Consider the following 17,966-nt stretch of genomic DNA (forward strand, 5'->3'; position numbering starts at 1 on the left):
TGTGCCACTCTGCTGACTGATGACCATCACGAACGCACCGTGGCACCATCCGCAACCCGGACAGTCCGCCGTCCACCTCGACGTCGTGCCGGAGGCCGTGCTGCACGTGCTCGCCGCGGGTTGGACCGACGCCACCACTCGTCGGACCATTCGTCGGGCCGTGTCGCCGTGGCTCGCCGGCCCCGAGTGCGCCTCGCTGTGGCGCATGAGGAGCGAGCAGATCCGCGAGAGCCCGGGCGACGCGCCCTGGGTCACGCGGTTCATCGTCGATCCGGCGGTCACCGTGCCCGTGGGTGCCGCCGGTTTCCACGGGCCTCCGGACGCGGACGGCATGGTCGAGGTCGGGTACCGCGTGGACCCTGCCCATCGACGCGAGGGGTACGCCAGGCGGGCGCTCGAGATCCTCCTGGCGGTCGCCCGAGACCATCCCGACGTGCAGACGGTGCGCGCCACCGTCAGCCCGGACAACGCCGCCTCACTCGCCCTGATCGCCGCGTACGGCTTCGTCGAGAACGGCGAGCAGTGGGACGAGGAAGACGGCCGAGAGATCGTCTTCGAGGTCGCAGCCGACGGTCAGCGCCGCCCGAGCGAGGACTGGAACCGCACCAGGTAACCGTCGGGGTCCTGCACGAGGAACTGCTCGACTCCGGCTTCTCCGTCGCCGACCGGGTACCACTTCGTCTCCGGCTCCATGAAGAGCGGCCAGTCGGCGTCGCGCAGCACCGCGGCGAGCGCCCCGCTGTCGGACACGCTGATCTGGAGGTTCACGCCACGGCCGAGCGGAGGGTCGAGGGGCCCCGTCACCCAGTTGCGGCCGACCCCGGCCTGCTCGAGCATCAGGTGCGCCGAGCCGAGCACGATGTACGCGAAGCGCTCGTGGGGCCTGGCGTAGCTGACGGTGAAGCCACAGAGGCCGCACCAGAACGCCAGGCTGTGGTCCAGATCGGCGACGAGGAGCTCCGGGACGAGTGCGGGTTCGAGGACGTCGGTCACGGCACCATCGTGGCATCCGGCGAGGCAGCACAGCGTTGCCCTAGCGTCGGGGTGTGACCAACCACGACGCCGTCGACCGCGGCCGAGCACTCGTCCTCGAGCACTTCCGCTGGATCGACGGTGCGGCCGACACCTGGTCGATGTTCCGGTCGTCCGAGGCGCTGGCCGGGATCGTCGCGGGGCTCGCCGCACTGGTCGAGGATGATCGGCCGGACCTCGTCATCGGCATCGAGTCCCGCGGTTTCGTCCTCGCTCCGGCCGTCGCGCTGACGCTCGGAGTGGGCTTCGCCCCGGTCCGGAAGGACGGCGCGCTGTTCCCCGGACCGCTGGTCGAGCGGACGACGGACCGTGACTACCGCGGGAACCGGCGGACCCTGTCGGCGCGCCGCGACCTGTTCGCTCTCGGGCAGCGGGTCGTCCTGGTCGACGACTGGATCGAGACCGGCAGCCAGGCCCTCGCGGTCGCGGACCTGGTCGCCGATGCCGGAGCGGACCTGGTCGGCGTCGCGGTGGTCGTCGACGAGGCGAGCCGGGCGGCGCGCGCACGACTCCCGATGCTGCGAGGGCTCGTCACGATGGACGAGTTGTCGCCCTTGGACGGGCGCGACGACTGACCTCGCGCATCGGCCGGGAGGACGAATCCCCTTTCGGTCTCGGGACCCATCGCCTTCGGTCCTGAGCCGATCCGGGGCGGTACAGGTGCGCCATAGCGTCGAAACATGACCACCGACACCTTCCCTGTCAGCACGATCGTGCCTCCCGATAGGCGGTGGTGGACTCGACGCGCAACCGTCGCGTTCGTCGCTGTGGCCGCCGTGGTGACGGTGGTGTTCTCGGTGCTCTCGGCCCTGCCACACATGTTGCCGGTCGACTTCCTGGTGTACAGATCGAGCGTGCCGGTCCTCCTCCACGGGGGCGATCTGTACGCGGGCAACGTGCTGGACCCGAAGCTGGGCCCCGGCGGGATGCCGTTCACGTACACACCCTTCGCCGCCATCGCACTCCTCCCCACGGCGTTGCTGAACTGGCAGGGGGCGTACCTCGGGTGGACCGTGCTGAGCGTGGCCCTGATCGCGATGGTCGTCCTGTTCTTCGACGGGTCTTCCGAGCGGGGAACCGTCCGGCCTCGCCAGGTCGTCATGCTCGTCCTCGCCTGCGGCACGACGATCGTGATCCAGCACCTCGTCTACGGCCAGGTCAACCTGATGCTGATGGCACTCGTCCTGGTCGATGTCCTCGGACCTCGACGGATCGCCGGACGGAACCGACCGGTCGGAGTCCTGATCGGTCTCGCTGCCGCGATCAAGCTGACCCCGGCGTTGTTCATCGTCTTCTTCGCCGTCACCGGGCAGTGGCGACGGTGCGCCTGGTCCGCCGGCGGTTTCACCGCGGCGACGGCGCTCGGCTTCCTCGTCCTGCCGCACATGAGCATGCACTTCTGGACCGACACCGTCTTCCACCTGTCCGACCGCGTCGACCTCACGGGGCATGCCATCGCATCGTCCGGCAACAACTCCGTCACCGGCGCGATCGCCGGGCTCGCTCCGGGTCTCGTCCCCTGGACATCGGTCGTCATCGCGATCGTCGCGGTGATCGGCCTGATGGCGGCGAGGGTCCTGCACCGACGGGGCCGTGGCACCGAGGCCGTCATCGCCATCGGACTCGTCGCGCCCATGCTGTCGCCGATCAGCTGGATCCACCACTGGGTGTGGATCCTCCCCGGCGCCGTCCTCGTCTTCGGACAGCTGCAGCGTCGGGCACACCGCGCGTGGTTCGCCGTCGTGGTCCTCGGCCTGACCATCCCGGGGCCGAGCTTCGCGGACTTCATCAGCAGTGATGCTCCGGCCCTGCTCGCCGTCGCTCCGCTGTGGCGCGAATCCCTGCTGATCTCCGCGGCGGTCATCATCGTCACCATGCTGGCGCTCTCACGGGACGGCGCCCGACGACTGCCGCTGCCGGCATGACCCGTCCACACGCGCAGCCCGGCGCGGTGCTGCTGGCGGGCACCGCGCTCAGCCTCACCCTGTCGATCGCCGTCGCGATCGCGGTCTGGCTCGCCGGAGTCGCACTGCTGCCGCCCCAGACGATGCGGCAGGGCGCGGCGACGGCGCCACGGTCCGGACCGGTCGTCGTCACGTCGCCGACGCAGCGGGACCTCGACGGGTGGACCGCGACCCCGACCCCGACCGCGACCCCGACCTCCGGCGCGCCGAGCGACCAGGCACGACGTCGGTGCGCGGCGGGTGACGACGACGGCACCGGAGACCTGACGTCGGCGTCGACCGAGCTGGCAGAGACCCGTGGAGACATCACGTCCGTCGTCATGGCCACGCGGTCCGGGCCGCGCCTGTGCCTGCTCGTGCGGGACCGTCTGCTGCTCTTCCGCGGGTTGTCCCAGCCGGACGGAACCGCTCGGGGCGCAGCACGGAGCGCTGTCGGCGGCGGGCTCGTCGACGACGTGCACCACGTCGCGCTGACCTTCATCGCGGGACGGGTCCTGCCCGGGACGACGACGCTGACCGCCGACGTCCCGCACCTGCCGACAGTGGTGGCGACGGTCGCCGCGGGCTGGTTCGTCGCGTGGTGGCCGGGCGACGTCGCCGCCGACCGTGTCGTCCTCCACCCGGAACCACGGGCCGCACCCGTGCCGGCCCCCATCGAACACGCTGCCCGGAGCGGGCGGCAGCCGCGTACGCTACGGCCGTGCTGTTGACCACCGCGACGCGACGACGGCTGGCGTCGACCCAGATGCCGTTCCGGCGGTCCGAGTCGCGTCGGCACCTGCTGCAGGACGCCCTGCTCGCCGCGGTCGTCGTCGCCGCCGCGCTGGCGCAACTCGTGGTCCCGGTGCACGTCTTCGTCACGCCGGGCACCGGGGCACTCGTCGTCGCGTTCGTCGCGATCACGCTCCGGCGCACCTGGGTTGCCGGTTCCCTCGGGCTGCTCGTCGTCCTCGGGGGCCTCGAGTCGTACGTGTACGCAGACCGCCTGAGCCCACTCGCTCTGGCGTACATGATCGTCCTCGCCACAGCGGCGGCGCGCGGGTCCCGCCCGGTGGTCGTCCTCGCCGGGCTCGGTGCCGCGTTCGGTGGCTTCTACGCCGCCTGGGACCTGTCGTTCGGCGGAGGGCGCTACGCGCAACTGCTCAACGAACCCACCGAGCTCCAGGCGGTGGCACTCTTCGCACCCGCGCTGGTCCTCGTGTCGGCGTGGCTCGTCGGTCTGCTCGTCCGGCTCCGTCGGACGACCCGGATCGAGACGGCGCTGCGCGAGGGAGCGCAGGTCAGCGCGGAACGATCCGGCGAAGCCGCGAGATCCGAGCGGCTCCGCGCGGAGATGGCGCGAGACGTGCACGACGTCGTCGGGCACGCGCTGACGGTGGTCATCGCCCAGGCGGACGCGGCGGCGTTCGTCGACGACGTCGATCGGTTGCACGCGATGGCGGCCACCATCGGAGCGGCGGCACGGTCGTCGATGGCGGAGATCCGCGACGTCCTCGACGACACCGACGACACCGTGCGATCGACCAACGACCACGGGGCGGTCGAAGCGCTCGTGGACGAAGCCCGGGCTGCCGGCATCGACGTCCGTCGGACGGCCGAGGGCTCCCCGGTCCCGGTGCCGGCCCGCAGCGCACTCGTGATCCGCCGCGTCGTGCAGGAGATGCTGACGAACGCCGTCCGCCACGGGGCTCCGGAGACCCCGGTCCTGCTCCGCGAGCACTGGAGTGCCACGACCCTGTCCATCGAGACCGAGAACCAGATCGCGGCCGCACCGAGCGATGGGGGTGGTGGTCGCGGGATCGTCGGGATGCAGAACCGGCTCGCCGCGATCAGCGGCGACCTGGCGGTCGACCGAGGCGACGACGTCTTCCGCGTCCGGGCGCAGATCCCCCTCGTCCAGGCGCAGAACCCCCTCGCGACGACCCCGGGCGGACCGGAGTGATCCGGGTCGCCCTGGTCGACGACCAGGAGCTCTTCCGGTCCGGACTCCGGGTGGTCCTCGACGCGCAGGAGGACATGGTCGTCGTCGGGGAAGCCGCGAACGGCGCCGACGGTCTCGTGCTCATCCACGCGGAGGACCCGGACGTCGTCCTGCTCGACATGCGGATGCCGGTGATGGACGGACTCGCGACCATGCGCGCACTGGCCGCCGACCGCCGGGCCGACGACGTCCGCCCGCGGGTGATCGTGCTGACCACCTTCGCCCTCGACCGTGCAGCCATGGACGCGATCCGGAGCGGAGCGCAGGGGTTCCTGCTCAAGGACACGACGCCGGCGTTCCTCACCGCCGCGATCCGCACCGTGCACGACGGGAACGCGGTCCTCGCACCGGGCGAACTCTCGCGGCTCCTCGACCGGCACGAACCGGGAGGCACGCCCACCGTCGAGCCACCGGCGGAGTTCGGCCGTCTCTCCCCTCGCGAAGTCGTCGTCTTCGCCCGCGTCGCGCGTGGTGAGACGAACGCCGAGATCGCCGCGGCCGAGTACGTCAGCGAGTCGACCGTCAAGACGCAGGTGAGCAGCATCCTCCAGAAACTCGACCTGCGCGACCGCGTCCACCTGGTCGTGTGGGCGCACGACCACGGCCTGCCGGGGGACACGGTGCCGTCGGCGCCGAACGGCGGCCGGTGACACGCCCGCGCCCGGCACGCGGACCGCGACGCCGGGTCCGCGACGAGGCCGCGGCACCGCCCGGGAGGCCCGCCCCGGCCCCGCGACGAGCCGCGCCGGTCCCAGGGACCCAGCCCGGGCCTCCAGTACGATCCGGTCTCGTGCCGAACGTCGTCCGCCGCCCCCGCTCCGCGATCCGGAGACCCGTGACGGTCGCCGTCATCGCGGTGCTCCTGCTCGTCGTCGCTTTCCTGGTGGCCGCCGCGGTCGTGCCGTTCGCCCCGGCGACGGCCAGCACGGCGACGTACCGTCCGCCGACCGCGAGCGCCGCGGACGTCCGGTTCCCCGACTACGGCGCCACGGCGGTGGAGGCCGACGGCTTCCCGGAGAGCCTGACGACGAGCGGCGACCGGAAGCCCCGTTCGATCGCGAGCATCTCGAAGGTCGTCACGGCCCTGGTCGTGCTCGAGCGGAAGCCGCTGCGGCCGGGCGAACAGGGGCCGGACATCCGGTTCACCCCTGAGATGGCGGCACTGTACGGCCAGTACGCGGCGCAGAACGGCGAGGTCGCGCCGCTGCCCACGGACCTGCGGCTGTCGGAGTACCGGGCGTTCCAGGTGATGCTGATGAAGTCGGCGAACAACTACGCCGGCTCGCTGGCGCTCTGGGCGTTCGGCTCGATGGACGGCTACCGCAAGGCCGCGGCGACGTGGCTCGACGCGCACGGGCTCGACGACACCACGATCATGGAGCCGACGGGCCTGGACCCGCGGAACACGAGCACCGCGACGGACCTGGTGGACCTCGGCAAGCTGGCGCTGGCGGACCCGCTGGTGAAGCAGGTCGTGGGGACGGCAAAGGCGACGGTGCCGGGTGTCGGCGACATCGAGAACTCGAACAAGCTGCTCGGCATGGACGGTGTCGAGGGCATCAAGACCGGCACCCTCGACGAGGCCGGCGCCTGCCTGCTCTTCGCGGCGACCTACCAGCGCGGTGGCCGCACGGTGACGGTGATCGGGGCGATGCTCGGCGGGGTCGACCACGACTCGCTCGACGGTGACGTGCGGAAGCTGCTGCACTCGGTCGCGGACGACTTCCACACCATCACGCTGACGAACGCCGGGCAGACCTTCGGCACCTACCAGGCGCCGTGGCAGGACGAGGTCGACGCGACCGCCAGCCGCGCGGCCTCGCTGCTGGTCTGGGGTCCCACGGACGTGACCGCGAAGACATCGCTCGAGCCGCTGACGTTCGGCTCAGCGGGGGAGCGCGTCGGGTCGGTGCGGTTCACGGTGTCGCACCACGACCCGGTGACGGTGCCGCTGGAGCTCGACCGGTCCATCGAGGACCCGGGCGTCTGGTGGCGGTGGTCGAACCCGTTCCGTGGCGTGGAGCTCGACCGGGCGCTCGTCGGCTGACCCGCCGGGAGCTGAGCGACCCGCCCGGACGCTCGTGCGACCGGGCGGGGCGCTCAGCTCCGCGGTGCGATCGGCTGCAGCGACGTCCGCTTCGCCGTGATGCCGTCCCCGGACGACGTCCCCCGGACACGCCGGACGACCCACGGCACGAGGTACTCCCGCGCCCAGCCGAGGTCCTCGACCCGGGCCTCCCGCCAGGGCCGCGCCGCGAGGGGCTCGGGCACCGCCGCGCCGAGCTCGTGGTCGACCCCGAGGGTGTCGAGCACGGCCGCCCCGACCGTGGCGTGACCGAGCGGGGAGTGGTGCAGCCGGTCGGCAGCCCACATCCGCGGGTCCCGGAGCACCCGGAGCGCCCAGAGGTTCGTGACGAGCGCCCCGTGCTTCAGCGCGATCGCCTGCAGGTGCTCGTTGTAGATCGCCGTCTTGCCACGCACCATGCCGAGGACCGGGGTCATGCCGACGTCGGGGCCGGTGAACAGCACGACGGTCGCGCCGTCACGGCGGAGCGTCTCGATCATCCGGTCGTAGCGTTCGGCCAGGGCATCCGGATCGGAGCCCGGTCGGATGATGTCGTTGCCGCCGGCCGACACCGTGATCAGGTCCGGTCCGAGGGCGACGGCGGCCTCGGCCTGCTCGTCGATGATCTGCCCGAGCAGACGCCCGCGGACGGCGAGGTTGGCGTAGCCGAAGTCCTCGTCGGTCCGGCCGGCCAGCGTCTCGGCCACACGGTCGGCCCACCCGCGGTGGCCGCCGACCGACTGCGGGTCCGGGTCACCGATCCCCTCGGTGAACGAGTCACCGATCGCGACGTACCGGGTCCAGGGATGCTCGTCTGACACGACACGCGACCGTACTCTCGTCCCATGACCGAGTCCACTCCCGGCACGCGACGTCCCTGGACCGTCCCGGACGACCTCCTGGCGCGCATCGCCGCGCGCGCTCCCGGCTACGACGCCGACAACGCCTTCCTCGCCGAGGACCTCGACGAACTCCGGCAGGCCGGGTACCTCCGCATCGGGGTGCCGGTCCGGGACGGAGGCTCGGGGCTGGGTCTCCGCGCGACCGCTGCGGTCCAGCGGACCCTCGCCACCGCGGCGCCGGCGACGGCGCTCGGGCTCGGCATGCACCAGGTGTGGGTGCAGGCGGCCCGCAGCGTCGCCGCGCGGGGTGGGACGTTCCTCCAGACCGTCACCGACGCCGCCGCGGCGGACCGGCTGCTGGCCTTCGGGGTGAGCGAGCCGGGCAACGACGCCGTGCTGTTCGACTCGCTGACGACGGCCGAGCCGGACGGTGCGGGCGGGTACCGGTTCACCGGCACGAAGGTGTCGACCTCGCTCGCTCCCGCGTGGGACCTGCTCAGCGTCTTCGGCAAGGACACCTCGGGGCCGGAGCCACGGCTCGTGCACGGGTTCGCGGTGCGTGCCGACGGCGGGGTGCGGCACCTGGACGACTGGGACACGCTCGGCATGCGGGCGAGCCAGAGCCGGACGACGATCCTCGAGGGGCTGCACGTGCCGGCGGAGCGGATCGTCCGGGTGCTGCCGGTCGGCCCCGTGGCGGACCCGTTCGTGTTCGGCATCTTCGCGGCGTTCGAGCTGCTCGTGGCGTCGGTGTACGTGGGGATCGCCTCGCGGGCCGTGACCCTGGCCGTCGAGCGGGTCTCCGGCCGCGTCGCGATGGACGGCACGCCGCGCTCGGCCGACCCGGACGTCCGGCGGGCGGTCGCCGCGATGCGGAGCGCGACCGACGCGATCGCGCTGCAGGTCGACGCGCTGGCCCGGGACGTCGACGAACTCGTCGACCACGACCGGTGGTTCCCACTGCTCGTCGGCACGAAGACGCGGGCGGTGGACACGGCGCAGCACGTCGTGGACGAGGCGCTGCGGGTCGTGGGCGGATCGGCCTTCCGGGCGTCCGATGAGCTCGCCCGCCTGGCCCGGGACGTCCGCGCCGGCCAGTACCACCCGTCGACACGGGACTCGGCGATGCGGACCATCGCGGCGGCGGAGTTCGGACCCCTGCCGCGCTGACCGCGGTGGGGTCCGGTGTCGCCCGGCTCTGCGTCGCCCGGCCCGGTGCCGCTGGGCTCGGTGTCGTCGGGCCCGGTGTCGCTGGTCCGTGCGAGCATGACCCGGTGAGCAAGCAGGACGGACGGAACCGACTCGTCACCGACGCGCCGGTCGACGACGCCACGGCGACGGTCCTGCACGTCGACATGGACGCCTTCTTCGCCTCCGTCGAACTGCTCGACCGCCCGGACCTGGTCGGACTGCCGGTCATCGTGGGCCACGACTCGGACCGATCGGTCGTCACCGCCGCCACGTACGAGGCGCGCAAGTACGGCATCAACTCCGCGATGCCGATGGCCGTCGCGAAACGCCGCTGCCCCGCGGCCGTGATCGTCGAGCCGCACTTCGAGAAGTACAGCGCCCGCTCGGCCCAGGTCATGCGGATCTTCGACCGGTTCACCCCGCGCGTCGAACGACTCGGCATCGACGAGGCGTTCCTCGACGTCGCCGGCGCCCTCCGGCTGTACGGCACGCCGTGGCAGATCGGCACCGAGATCCGCCGGACCGTGTTCGCCGAGACCGGCCTGCACTGCTCGGTCGGTGCCGCGTCGACGAAGTTCGTGGCGAAGCTCGCGTCCAGCCGTGCCAAGCCCGACGGCCTGCTCGTCGTCCCGCACGCGTACACCATCGAGTTCCTGCACCCGCAGCCCGTCTCCGCGCTCTGGGGCGTCGGCGGCAAGACGCAGGAGACGCTCGAACACCGGGGGATCCACACCGTCCGCGACCTGGCCACCACGCCACTGCCGTCCCTCGTCGCGCTGCTCGGCCCCGCCGGTGGCCAGCGACTGCACGACCTCGCCTGGGGCCGCGACCCGCGCAGCGTCGAGGCCGGCGTCGGCGAGAAGTCGATCGGGCACGAGGTCACGTTCGGCCGCGACCTCACCGAACGCGACGACGTCGCCCGCGAGCTCCTGCGCCTGGCCGAGAAGGTCGCCGTCCGTCTCCGCCGCGCCGAGGTGCAGGCCCGCACGGTCGCGCTCAAGGTCCGGTACACCGACTTCACCACCCTGACCCGGTCCCGCACCCTCGCCGAACCCAGCGACGTCGCCAAGCGGATCCACCGCGAAGCCGTCGAGCTCTACGACGTCCTGCACCGGCCGGGCAACCGCATCCGGTTGATCGGCGTCCGCGGCGAGAACCTCGTGCCCGCGGCCGCCAGCAACGCGCTGTGGGACGACGACGCGCCGTGGCGGGAGACCGAGACCACCGTCGACGCCGTCACCGCACGCTTCGGCGCCGGCGTGCTGCGACCCGCATCGCTCGTCCGTGCGACGCCCGAGCAGCGTGCCCCGCACGCCCGGCAGGACTGAGCGTGCCGGTACACTCGGGTGGAGTGAGCGCAGCGGAGAACATCGAGCACCAGGAACCCGCCGAACTCCCGATCGACGGGCTGTCCGACGCACCGATCGAACCGGCGGCGATCGCCGAGGTCGCGGGCAACGCCGCAGCCGAACACCTGTCCCCGGCCTTCCCGGAACGCGCCGCGTGGGGTACCGCGTCGAAGCTCCGCGCCTGGCAGGTCGAAGCGCTGACGAAGTACTTCGAGAAGGAGCCGCGCGACTTCCTCGCAGCGGCCACCCCGGGCGCCGGCAAGACCACGTTCGCGCTGCGCCTGGCGACCGAGCTGCTCGCCCGTGGCACGGTCGACCGGCTGGTCGTCGTCGCCCCGACCGAGCACCTCAAGCGGCAGTGGGCCGACGCCGCCGACCGCGTGAACATCCGGCTCGACCCGATGTTCAAGAACGGTGACGGCATGTTCGGCCGGCACTACCAGGGCGTCGCGATCACGTACGCCCAGGTCGGCATGAACCCCGAGGTGCACGAGCGCATCACCGCCGGCGGCAAGACCCTGGTCGTCCTCGACGAGGTGCACCACGGCGGTGACGCCCTGACCTGGGGCGAGGGCATCCGCCTGGCCTTCTCGAAGGCCACCCGGCGGCTCTCGCTCTCCGGCACCCCGTTCCGCTCCGACACCGCACCGATCCCGTTCGTGCAGTACGCCCCGGACGAGCAGGGCATCCGCACCTCGATCTCCGACTACAACTACGGCTACGGCCGCGCGCTGAAGGACGGCGTCGTCCGGCCCGTGCTGTTCATGGCGTACGCCGGGCAGATGCGCTGGAAGACCCGGATGGGTGACGAGATGTCGGCGTCCCTCGGCGACCCGGTCACGAAGGACATCACCGCGCAGGCCTGGCGTACCGCGCTGTCGCCCGAGGGTGAGTGGATGCCCGCCGTGCTGTCGGCGGCCGACAAGCGCCTCACCGAGGTCCGCCGTGGTGTGCCCGACGCCGGCGGCCTGGTGATCGCGACCGACACCACGACCGCCCGGGCGTACGCGCGCATCCTGCAGCGGATCACGGGGGAGCGGCCGACCGTCGTGCTCTCCGACGAGGCCGCCGGCTCCAGCCGCATCCAGTCCTTCGCCGAGGACACCTCGCGCTGGATGGTCGCCGTCCGGATGGTGTCCGAAGGCGTCGACGTGCCCCGGCTCTGTGTCGGGGTGTACGCGACGAGCGCCAGCACGCCGCTGTTCTTCGCCCAGGTGATCGGCCGCTTCGTCCGGGCCCGCCGCCGTGGGGAGACCGCGTCGGTGTTCCTGCCGAGCGTCCCCGGCCTGATGGCCCTCGCCGCCACCCTCGAGCTGGAGCGCGACCACGCCCTCGACCGTCCGAAGGACGCCGAGGACGGCATGTACAACCCCGAAGACGCCATGGTCGCCGAGGCCAACAAGGAGGACCGGGCGTCCGAGAGCCTGCTCGACGTGCAGCCGTTCGAGGCGCTCGACTCGCAGGCGTCCTTCGACCGGGTGCTCTACGACGGCGGCGAGTTCGGTACCGGGGGAGAGGTCGGATCCCTCGAGGAGCTCGACTTCATCGGCATCCCGGGCCTGCTCGACCCCGACCAGGTGCGGGACCTGCTCCGTGCCCGGCAGGCGACCCAGGCGAAGCGGTCGAAGGGCCGCGTGCTCAAGGACGGCATGCCGAAAGCCCCGGAGCCCGAGAACCGCCCGATGTACCAGACCATCAAGGAGCAGCGGTCCGAACTGCAGCGCCTGGTGTCGATCTGGTCCCGGCACGCCAACGAACCGCACGGCTCGATCCACGCCGAACTCCGACGGATGAGCGGTGGCCCGGCCGTGGCGCAGGCGAGCATCGAGCAGATCCAGAAGCGCATCGACATCCTGCGCGGCCGGATCGGCAACCGCCGGTGAGCACGGCCCGCGCGTGATCGAGCCCGTGGACGAGGACCGAACCTGGTACGTCAAACGCGACGCGGACTCCTCGCCCGAGGCGATCATCGACCGGTTCGGCGGCGGGTACCGGCTGCGGCGGTTCTCGCTGCACGAGTCCCGGCGGACCCAGTACGGCGTCTACACCGGACGCGAGATCGCCGAGACCGCGTGGTGGCGCCTCCGCGACGGCAGGTGACGGTCGACGGCGGGAAGTGACCAGGTTCCGCGACGGATCGCCCGGACAGGTGCGGCGCTGATGACGGGGACGGGCAGGATCGGGTAGACCGGAGGAATGGCAGACTCCATCCCTCACGTCCTCGTCCTCGGCGGCGGCTCGGCCGGCTACACCGCCGTCAAGCAGCTGCAGAAGCACGCCGCAACGGTGCCGATGCGCATCACCCTCGTGGACCAGAACACGTACTACACGTACCTGCCGTTCCTGCCCGAGGTCGCCGGCGGTCACATCGCCCCCAAGGACGTCACCGTCGAACTCCGACGCGCGCTCCGCAAGACCCGGGTCATCCAGGGCAAGGTGACCGGGATCTCCTCGGCCGACAAGACCGTCGAGATCGCCACGGCCGGCGGTGACGACCGCACCCTCGCGTACGACCACGTCATCGTCGCCCTCGGTTCGGTCACCCGCACGTTCCCGACCCCCGGCCTCGACGAGGTCGGCATCGGCTTCAAGACGGTGGAGGAAGCGGCGTACGTCCGCGCGAAGCTCCTCGACAACATCGCGAAGGCCGCTGCCACCCGTGACGAGGACGAGCGTCGTCGTCTCCTGACCAGCATCTTCATCGGCGGTGGCTACACCGGCGTCGAGGCGATCGGTGAGCTGTTCGACGTCTCCCAGGCCGCGATCGCCACCTACCCGTCGCTCGCCGGCGAGCAGCCCCGCTGGGTGCTCATCGACGCGCTGGACCGGGTCGCGCCCGAGGTCGGCCCCGAGCTGTCGAAGTGGACCCTCGAGTCCCTCCGCGCCCGCGGCATCGACGTCCGCCTGAAGACGACCATGCCGAGCTGCGAGGGCGGCGTCGTCAAGCTCTCCGACGGCGACGAGTTCGCGACCGGTCTGCTCGTCTGGACCGCCGGCGTCAAGCCGAACCCGCTGCTCGACGCCACCGACCTGCCGCGCGGGCCGAAGGGGCACCTCGCCGCGAACGCCAAGCTCCAGGTCGAGGCCGAGGACACCCACGAGGTCGTCGCCGGCGTCTGGGGCCTCGGTGACGTCGCGCAGGTCCCCGACCTGACCGCCGAGAAGCAGCCGGCGTACTACCCGCCGAACGCCCAGAACGCCGTCCGCCAGGCCGTCGTCGTCGCCGACAACATCGTGGCGACGATCACCGGCAAGCCGCTCACGGAGTACCGCCACCCGTCCATCGGCACGGTCGCCTCGTACGGTGTCGCCAAGGGCGCGGCGAACATCAAGGGCATCAAGATGACGAACCTGCTGGCCTGGCTCGCACACCGTGCGTACCACGTCTACGCGATGCCGACGCTGAACCGCAAGGCGCGGATCGTCATCGGCTGGGTCACCGGTGCGGTGTCCGGCCGCGACGCCACCTCCCTCATCAAGGAGACCGACCCGCGTCGCACCTTCGTCGACGCGGCGAAGAGCTAGCGCGCGCGTCCCGACGCGACTGCCTGCAGACGGGAGGCCCGGTACCAGCTGGTACCGGGCCTCCCGTCCGTCGTGGCGCCGGTCCGGTTGGTCCGGCGCGCGGCCGCGGAGCGTTTCGCGGCTGGCGACACCGTTCGGCTTGCGGACTGCGAGCCGTGTCGCTGGGCGCGACCCGACGGGAGGCACGTGGCGGCCGAGTGCGGCAGTCGCGTGAGCGGGCGCGCAAAAACGAACGGCCCTCCCGAAGGAGGGCCGTTCGCCGCTTGTCTCAACACAAGTCTTCGAGCACGTGCTCCGAAGAGCAGGTACTGCGTGTCCGAGAGGGGACTTGAACCCCTACGCCCTAATACGGGCACTAGCACCTCAAGCTAGCGCGTCTACCAATTCCGCCACCCGGACTGGGTGTGATGCCGTGCACCTGGTGCTGACATCGGGCCGTTCGACCGGGTTTCCCCTGCGTTGCTGCCGAGAGAAGACACTAGCACGGCCGTGAACGCCCGCTGAACACCGATGCGCATCCCGGGCGCGGCGCAGGCGCGGGACCATCGCCGGTAGCGTTGGCGCATGACGTCCGAGCTCGAACGCACCGCGGCGATCGCGCGGGACCTCATCCGGATCGACACCACGAACTGGGGTGAGGGCAAGTCCCGCGGCGAGACCGAGGCGGCGCACTACGTCGAGTCGGCACTGCAGGACCTCGGGCTCACGCCGCAGCTGTTCGAGTCCGAACCGGACCGGGTCAGCGTCGTCGCCCGGGTGCCCGGTCGGGACCGCAGCAAGCCGGCCCTCGTCGTGCACGGGCACCTGGACGTCGTGCCGGCGGACCCGGAGAACTGGTCCGTCGACCCGTTCGGCGGTGAGGTGCGCGACGGGTCCCTCTGGGGTCGCGGCGCCGTCGACATGAAGAACATGGACGCGATGATGCTCACCGCGCTCTCCGACGTCGTGGACCAGCAGGGCGCCCCGGAGCGGGACCTGGTGATCGCGTACTTCGCCGACGAAGAAGCGGGTGGCGTCCTCGGTGCCCACCACGTCGTCGACACCCACCCCGAGGTCTTCGACGGCGCCACCGCGGCGATCAGCGAGGTCGGCGGCTACTCGATCACCCTCGGGGACCGGCGCGCGTACCTGCTGCAGACCGGCGAGAAGGCCCTGATGTGGGTGAAGCTCACGGCGCGGGGGACGGCGGCGCACGGCTCGCACGTCATGAAGGACAACGCGGTCACGAAGATCGCCGCCGCCGTCGCGCGGATCGGCAGCGAGGACTGGCCCGTCCGGCTCTCCGACACGACGACCGCGATGGTCGCCGAGGTCGCCCGGTTCCTCGGCGTCGACCCGGTCGTCACCGGTCCGGACGAGGTCGCCCTCGCCACCGGGTCTGCCGCCCGGTTCATCCACGCGGCCCTGCACACGACGACGAACCCGACCGTGCTGACCGCCGGGTACAAGCACAACGTGATCCCGGACCAGGCGACGGCCCTCGTCGACATCCGCTGCCTGCCCGGCGACGAGGCCGAGGTCCTGGCCCGGGTGCGTGCACTCGCCGGCGACGACGTCGAGTTGACGATGACCCACCAGGACGTCGGGCTCGAGCAGGACTTCGGCGGCCCGCTCGTCGACGCCGTGCGGGACGTCCTCGAGCGCCACGACCCGGGTGCTCCGGTGCTGCCCTACCTGCTGTCCGGCGGCACCGACAACAAGGCGCTCTCGCGGCTCGGCATCGCCGGGTACGGCTTCGTGCCGCTGCAGCTGCCGGCCGGCGTGGACTTCCCGGCCATGTTCCACGGCGTCGACGAGCGCGTCCCGCTCGAGTCGTTGGCGTTCGGCCGCCGCGTCCTCGGGGACCTGTTCGCGACCTACTGATACCGTGCATAGTCGTCGTCGGTGACGGCACAACCGAGTCCAGCACCGGCGAAAGGCCGCACACGTGCACATCTTCGAGGCGATCTTCCTCGGCTTCGTCCAGGGGCTGACGGAGTTCCTGCCGGTCTCCTCCAGCGCCCACCTGCGCATCGTCGGACTGTTCCTGCCCGACGCGCAGGACCCCGGCGCGGCCTTCACGGCGGTGACGCAGCTCGGCACCGAGACCGCCGTGCTCATCTACTTCTGGAAGGACATCGTCCGGATCGTCCGGAAGTGGTTCGGCGCGCTGGCCGGCAAGGTCCCGCGCAACGACCCGGACGTCCGGGTCGGCTGGCTGGTGATCATCGGCACGATCCCGATCGGGGTCGTCGGACTGCTGCTGCAGGACACCATCGAGACCACGTTCCGGTCGCTGTGGATCGTCGCGATCGTCCTCATCGTCTTCGGTGTCGTCCTCGGCGTGCTGGACCGGGTCGGCCGTAAGGTCCGTCCGATCGAGCAGATGACGTTCGGCGGGGGCATCCTCATCGGCCTGGCGCAGGTCCTGGCGCTCGTGCCGGGTGTCTCCCGCTCCGGGGCCACCGTGTCGATGGGCCTCGCCCTCGGGTACACCCGCCCCGCCGCGGCGCGGTTCGCGTTCCTCCTGGCCATCCCCGCCGTGTTCCTGTCGGGCCTGTACGAGGCCGCGACGAGCCTCGGGGACACCGGCGCACCGTTCGGCCTCGCCGACACCCTCATCGCGACCGTGGTGGCGTTCGTCGTCGGCTTCGTCGTCATCGCCGCGTTCATGAACTACATCAGCAAGCGGAGCTTCATGCCGTTCGTCGTCTACCGGATCCTGCTCGGGATCGTCCTCATCGTGCTGCTCTCGCTCGGGGTGGTGCAGGCATGAGGGCCTGGTCGACACCGTCCGTCCCGGAGGTCCCCGGCACCGGCCCCCGCCCGGTCGTCCACGACACCGCCACCGGCAAGCCCGTCGACCCGACCCAGGGCGCCGACCGCGCGGCGCTGTACGTCTGCGGCATCACCCCGTACGACGCCACGCACCTGGGCCACGCCGCCACCTACCTGGCGTTCGACACGCTCGGCCGGGTCTGGCGCGACGCCGGCCTGCAGGTGCAGTACGCCCAGAACACCACCGACGTCGACGACCCGCTGCTCGAGCGCGCCACCCGCGACGGCGTCGACTGGCAGGAGCTCGCCGCCTCGCAGATCGACCTGTTCCGCCGCGACATGGAGGCCCTGCGCGTCCTGCCGCCGGACGACTACGTGGCCGTCACGGACGAGGTCGACCGCGTCGCCGAGGCCGTCGCGTACCTGGAGGAGACCGGCTACGCCTACACCGTGCCGACGCCGGACTCCGACGGCGAGGACCTGTACTTCGACGTGCTGCGGGCGAACGACGTCTGGACGCTCGGCGACGAGAGCCGCCTGGACCGCGACACGATGCTCGCCCTCTCCGCCGAGCGCGGCGGCGACCCCGACCGACCCGGTAAGCGCGACCCCCTCGACCCGCTGCTGTGGCGCGCCGAGCGGCAGGGCGAGCCGAGCTGGGACACCGAGATCGGACCGGGTCGTCCCGGCTGGCACATCGAGTGCAGCGTCATCGCCGGCGACCGCCTGGGGCTGCCGATCAGCGTGCAGGGTGGCGGCAGCGACCTGGTGTTCCCGCACCACGAGATGAGCGCCGGGCACGCTGCGGCCCTGGCCCAGCAGCCGCTCGCGAACGCCTACGTGCACACCGGCATGGTCGCGTACCAGGGCACGAAGATCTCGAAGTCGCTCGGCAACCTGGTCACCGTCCGCGGCCTCCTCGACGACGGCGCCGACCCGCGCGCCATCCGCCTGGCGCTGCTGTCGCACCGGTACTCGGACGACTGGGAGTGGTTCGACGGCGACCTCGAGGACGCCGAGCGCCGCCTGGCGTCGTGGGACGCCTGGGCCGCCGCCCGGAGCGACGCCGAGCAGCCCGAGGGGGAGCAGCCCGCCGCCGACGTGGTTGCACGCCTCCGGGCCCGCGTCGCGGACGACCTCGACACGCCCGGTGCAGTCGCGGTCGTCGACACCGCGATCGCCGCCGGCACGACGGCGACGCCGGAGCTCGTCGACCTGGTCGACGCGCTCCTCGGCATCCGCATCGGCTGACGCAGAACC

The 17,966-nt window shown here is 71.9% G+C and carries 17 protein-coding genes and 1 tRNA gene; 15 read left to right on the top strand and 3 right to left on the bottom strand.

Annotated features, from left to right (window positions below):
- The first annotated feature begins 19 nt into the window (after positions 1-19).
- Entirely contained in the window at positions 20-613 is a 594-nt protein-coding gene (locus JOD51_RS08200) for a GNAT family N-acetyltransferase (RefSeq protein WP_204607807.1), read from the top strand.
- Here JOD51_RS08200 and JOD51_RS08205 read toward each other — a convergent pair.
- Positions 574-993, bottom strand: a complete 420-nt coding sequence (locus tag JOD51_RS08205) for a bleomycin resistance protein (RefSeq protein ID WP_204607808.1) — start codon at positions 991-993, stop codon at positions 574-576. The genes JOD51_RS08200 and JOD51_RS08205 overlap by 40 nt on opposite strands.
- 53 nt (positions 994-1,046) lie before the next feature.
- On the opposite strand from JOD51_RS08205, the gene JOD51_RS08210 reads away from it, so the two are divergent.
- From JOD51_RS08210 to JOD51_RS08235, 6 genes are all read left to right on the top strand, one after another.
- Positions 1,047-1,607: a phosphoribosyltransferase family protein gene (locus JOD51_RS08210; protein ID WP_204607809.1), complete on the top strand. Its 561-nt coding sequence runs from the start codon at positions 1,047-1,049 to the stop codon at positions 1,605-1,607.
- Positions 1,608-1,712: 105 nt separating this feature from the next.
- Positions 1,713-2,957 carry a glycosyltransferase 87 family protein gene (locus JOD51_RS08215; RefSeq protein WP_204607810.1) on the top strand — a complete coding sequence of 415 codons (1,245 nt, stop codon included), beginning with the start codon at positions 1,713-1,715 and terminating at the stop codon, positions 2,955-2,957.
- Entirely contained in the window at positions 2,954-3,706 is a 753-nt protein-coding gene (locus JOD51_RS08220; protein WP_204607811.1) for a hypothetical protein, read from the top strand. The genes JOD51_RS08215 and JOD51_RS08220 overlap by 4 nt, the downstream gene beginning before the upstream one ends.
- Entirely contained in the window at positions 3,697-4,938 is a 1,242-nt protein-coding gene (locus JOD51_RS08225; protein ID WP_204607812.1) for a sensor histidine kinase, read from the top strand. The genes JOD51_RS08220 and JOD51_RS08225 overlap by 10 nt, the downstream gene beginning before the upstream one ends.
- A complete protein-coding gene (locus tag JOD51_RS08230; RefSeq protein ID WP_204607813.1) occupies positions 4,935-5,627 on the top strand; it encodes a response regulator in 693 nt (230 codons plus the stop codon). The genes JOD51_RS08225 and JOD51_RS08230 overlap by 4 nt, the downstream gene beginning before the upstream one ends.
- Before the next feature lie 140 nt (positions 5,628-5,767).
- Positions 5,768-7,024 (top strand): D-alanyl-D-alanine carboxypeptidase family protein, encoded by a 1,257-nt coding sequence (locus JOD51_RS08235; RefSeq protein WP_204607814.1) that lies wholly within the window; start codon positions 5,768-5,770, stop codon positions 7,022-7,024.
- 53 nt (positions 7,025-7,077) lie between these two features.
- On the opposite strand, the gene JOD51_RS08240 is transcribed toward JOD51_RS08235, so the two are convergent.
- The gene (locus JOD51_RS08240; protein WP_204607815.1) at positions 7,078-7,863 is read right to left on the bottom strand and encodes an SGNH/GDSL hydrolase family protein; all 786 of its coding nucleotides are present in this window, start codon (positions 7,861-7,863) and stop codon (positions 7,078-7,080) included.
- 24 nt (positions 7,864-7,887) lie between these two features.
- Between JOD51_RS08240 and JOD51_RS08245 the strand changes: the two genes are divergently transcribed.
- From JOD51_RS08245 to JOD51_RS08265, 5 genes are all read left to right on the top strand, one after another.
- Complete coding sequence (locus JOD51_RS08245) at positions 7,888-9,054, top strand: acyl-CoA dehydrogenase family protein (RefSeq protein ID WP_204607816.1); 1,167 nt, start codon at positions 7,888-7,890, stop codon at positions 9,052-9,054.
- 104 nt (positions 9,055-9,158) lie between these two features.
- Complete coding sequence (dinB, locus tag JOD51_RS08250; RefSeq protein ID WP_204607817.1) at positions 9,159-10,403, top strand: DNA polymerase IV; 1,245 nt, start codon at positions 9,159-9,161, stop codon at positions 10,401-10,403.
- 80 nt (positions 10,404-10,483) lie between these two features.
- Positions 10,484-12,307 carry a DEAD/DEAH box helicase gene (locus JOD51_RS08255; RefSeq protein ID WP_204611010.1) on the top strand — a complete coding sequence of 608 codons (1,824 nt, stop codon included), beginning with the start codon at positions 10,484-10,486 and terminating at the stop codon, positions 12,305-12,307.
- Between the two features lie 13 nt (positions 12,308-12,320).
- A complete protein-coding gene (locus JOD51_RS08260) occupies positions 12,321-12,524 on the top strand; it encodes a hypothetical protein (RefSeq protein WP_204607818.1) in 204 nt (67 codons plus the stop codon).
- 96 nt (positions 12,525-12,620) lie between these two features.
- Positions 12,621-13,949 (top strand): NAD(P)/FAD-dependent oxidoreductase, encoded by a 1,329-nt coding sequence (locus JOD51_RS08265; protein WP_204607819.1) that lies wholly within the window; start codon positions 12,621-12,623, stop codon positions 13,947-13,949.
- Positions 13,950-14,262: 313 nt separating this feature from the next.
- Here JOD51_RS08265 and JOD51_RS08270 read toward each other — a convergent pair.
- Positions 14,263-14,348, bottom strand: a tRNA-Leu gene (locus tag JOD51_RS08270).
- A gap of 165 nt (positions 14,349-14,513) precedes the next feature.
- Here JOD51_RS08270 and JOD51_RS08275 point away from each other — a divergent pair.
- The 3 genes from JOD51_RS08275 to mshC all read left to right on the top strand — a co-directional run bounded on the left by JOD51_RS08275 (position 14,514) and on the right by mshC (position 17,957).
- Entirely contained in the window at positions 14,514-15,812 is a 1,299-nt protein-coding gene (locus tag JOD51_RS08275) for a M20/M25/M40 family metallo-hydrolase (protein WP_204607820.1), read from the top strand.
- A 64-nt stretch (positions 15,813-15,876) separates the two neighbouring features.
- On the top strand, positions 15,877-16,704 hold the full coding sequence (locus JOD51_RS08280; protein ID WP_204607821.1) for an undecaprenyl-diphosphate phosphatase: 828 nt from the start codon (positions 15,877-15,879) through the stop codon (positions 16,702-16,704).
- Positions 16,701-17,957: a cysteine--1-D-myo-inosityl 2-amino-2-deoxy-alpha-D-glucopyranoside ligase gene (gene mshC / locus JOD51_RS08285; RefSeq protein ID WP_204607822.1), complete on the top strand. Its 1,257-nt coding sequence runs from the start codon at positions 16,701-16,703 to the stop codon at positions 17,955-17,957. Before JOD51_RS08280 ends, mshC begins: the two co-directional genes overlap by 4 nt.
- The last annotated feature ends 9 nt before the right edge of the window (positions 17,958-17,966 follow it).

Origin of the sequence: Curtobacterium herbarum (genome assembly GCF_016907335.1) — a bacterium.
Taxonomy (GTDB): Bacteria; Actinomycetota; Actinomycetes; order Actinomycetales; family Microbacteriaceae; genus Curtobacterium; species Curtobacterium herbarum.

Excerpts from the sequence above, each read along its gene's own strand:
- JOD51_RS08200 (WP_204607807.1), top strand. The coding sequence starts at position 20 with ATGACCATCACGAACGCACCGTGGCACCATCCGCAACCCGGACAGTCC.
- JOD51_RS08220 (WP_204607811.1), top strand. The coding sequence starts at position 2,954 with ATGACCCGTCCACACGCGCAGCCCGGCGCGGTGCTGCTGGCGGGCACC.
- JOD51_RS08215 (WP_204607810.1), top strand. The coding sequence starts at position 1,713 with ATGACCACCGACACCTTCCCTGTCAGCACGATCGTGCCTCCCGATAGG.
- JOD51_RS08275 (WP_204607820.1), top strand. The coding sequence starts at position 14,514 with ATGACGTCCGAGCTCGAACGCACCGCGGCGATCGCGCGGGACCTCATC.
- mshC (WP_204607822.1), top strand. The coding sequence starts at position 16,701 with ATGAGGGCCTGGTCGACACCGTCCGTCCCGGAGGTCCCCGGCACCGGC.
- JOD51_RS08265 (WP_204607819.1), top strand. The coding sequence starts at position 12,621 with ATGGCAGACTCCATCCCTCACGTCCTCGTCCTCGGCGGCGGCTCGGCC.
- JOD51_RS08245 (WP_204607816.1), top strand. The coding sequence starts at position 7,888 with ATGACCGAGTCCACTCCCGGCACGCGACGTCCCTGGACCGTCCCGGAC.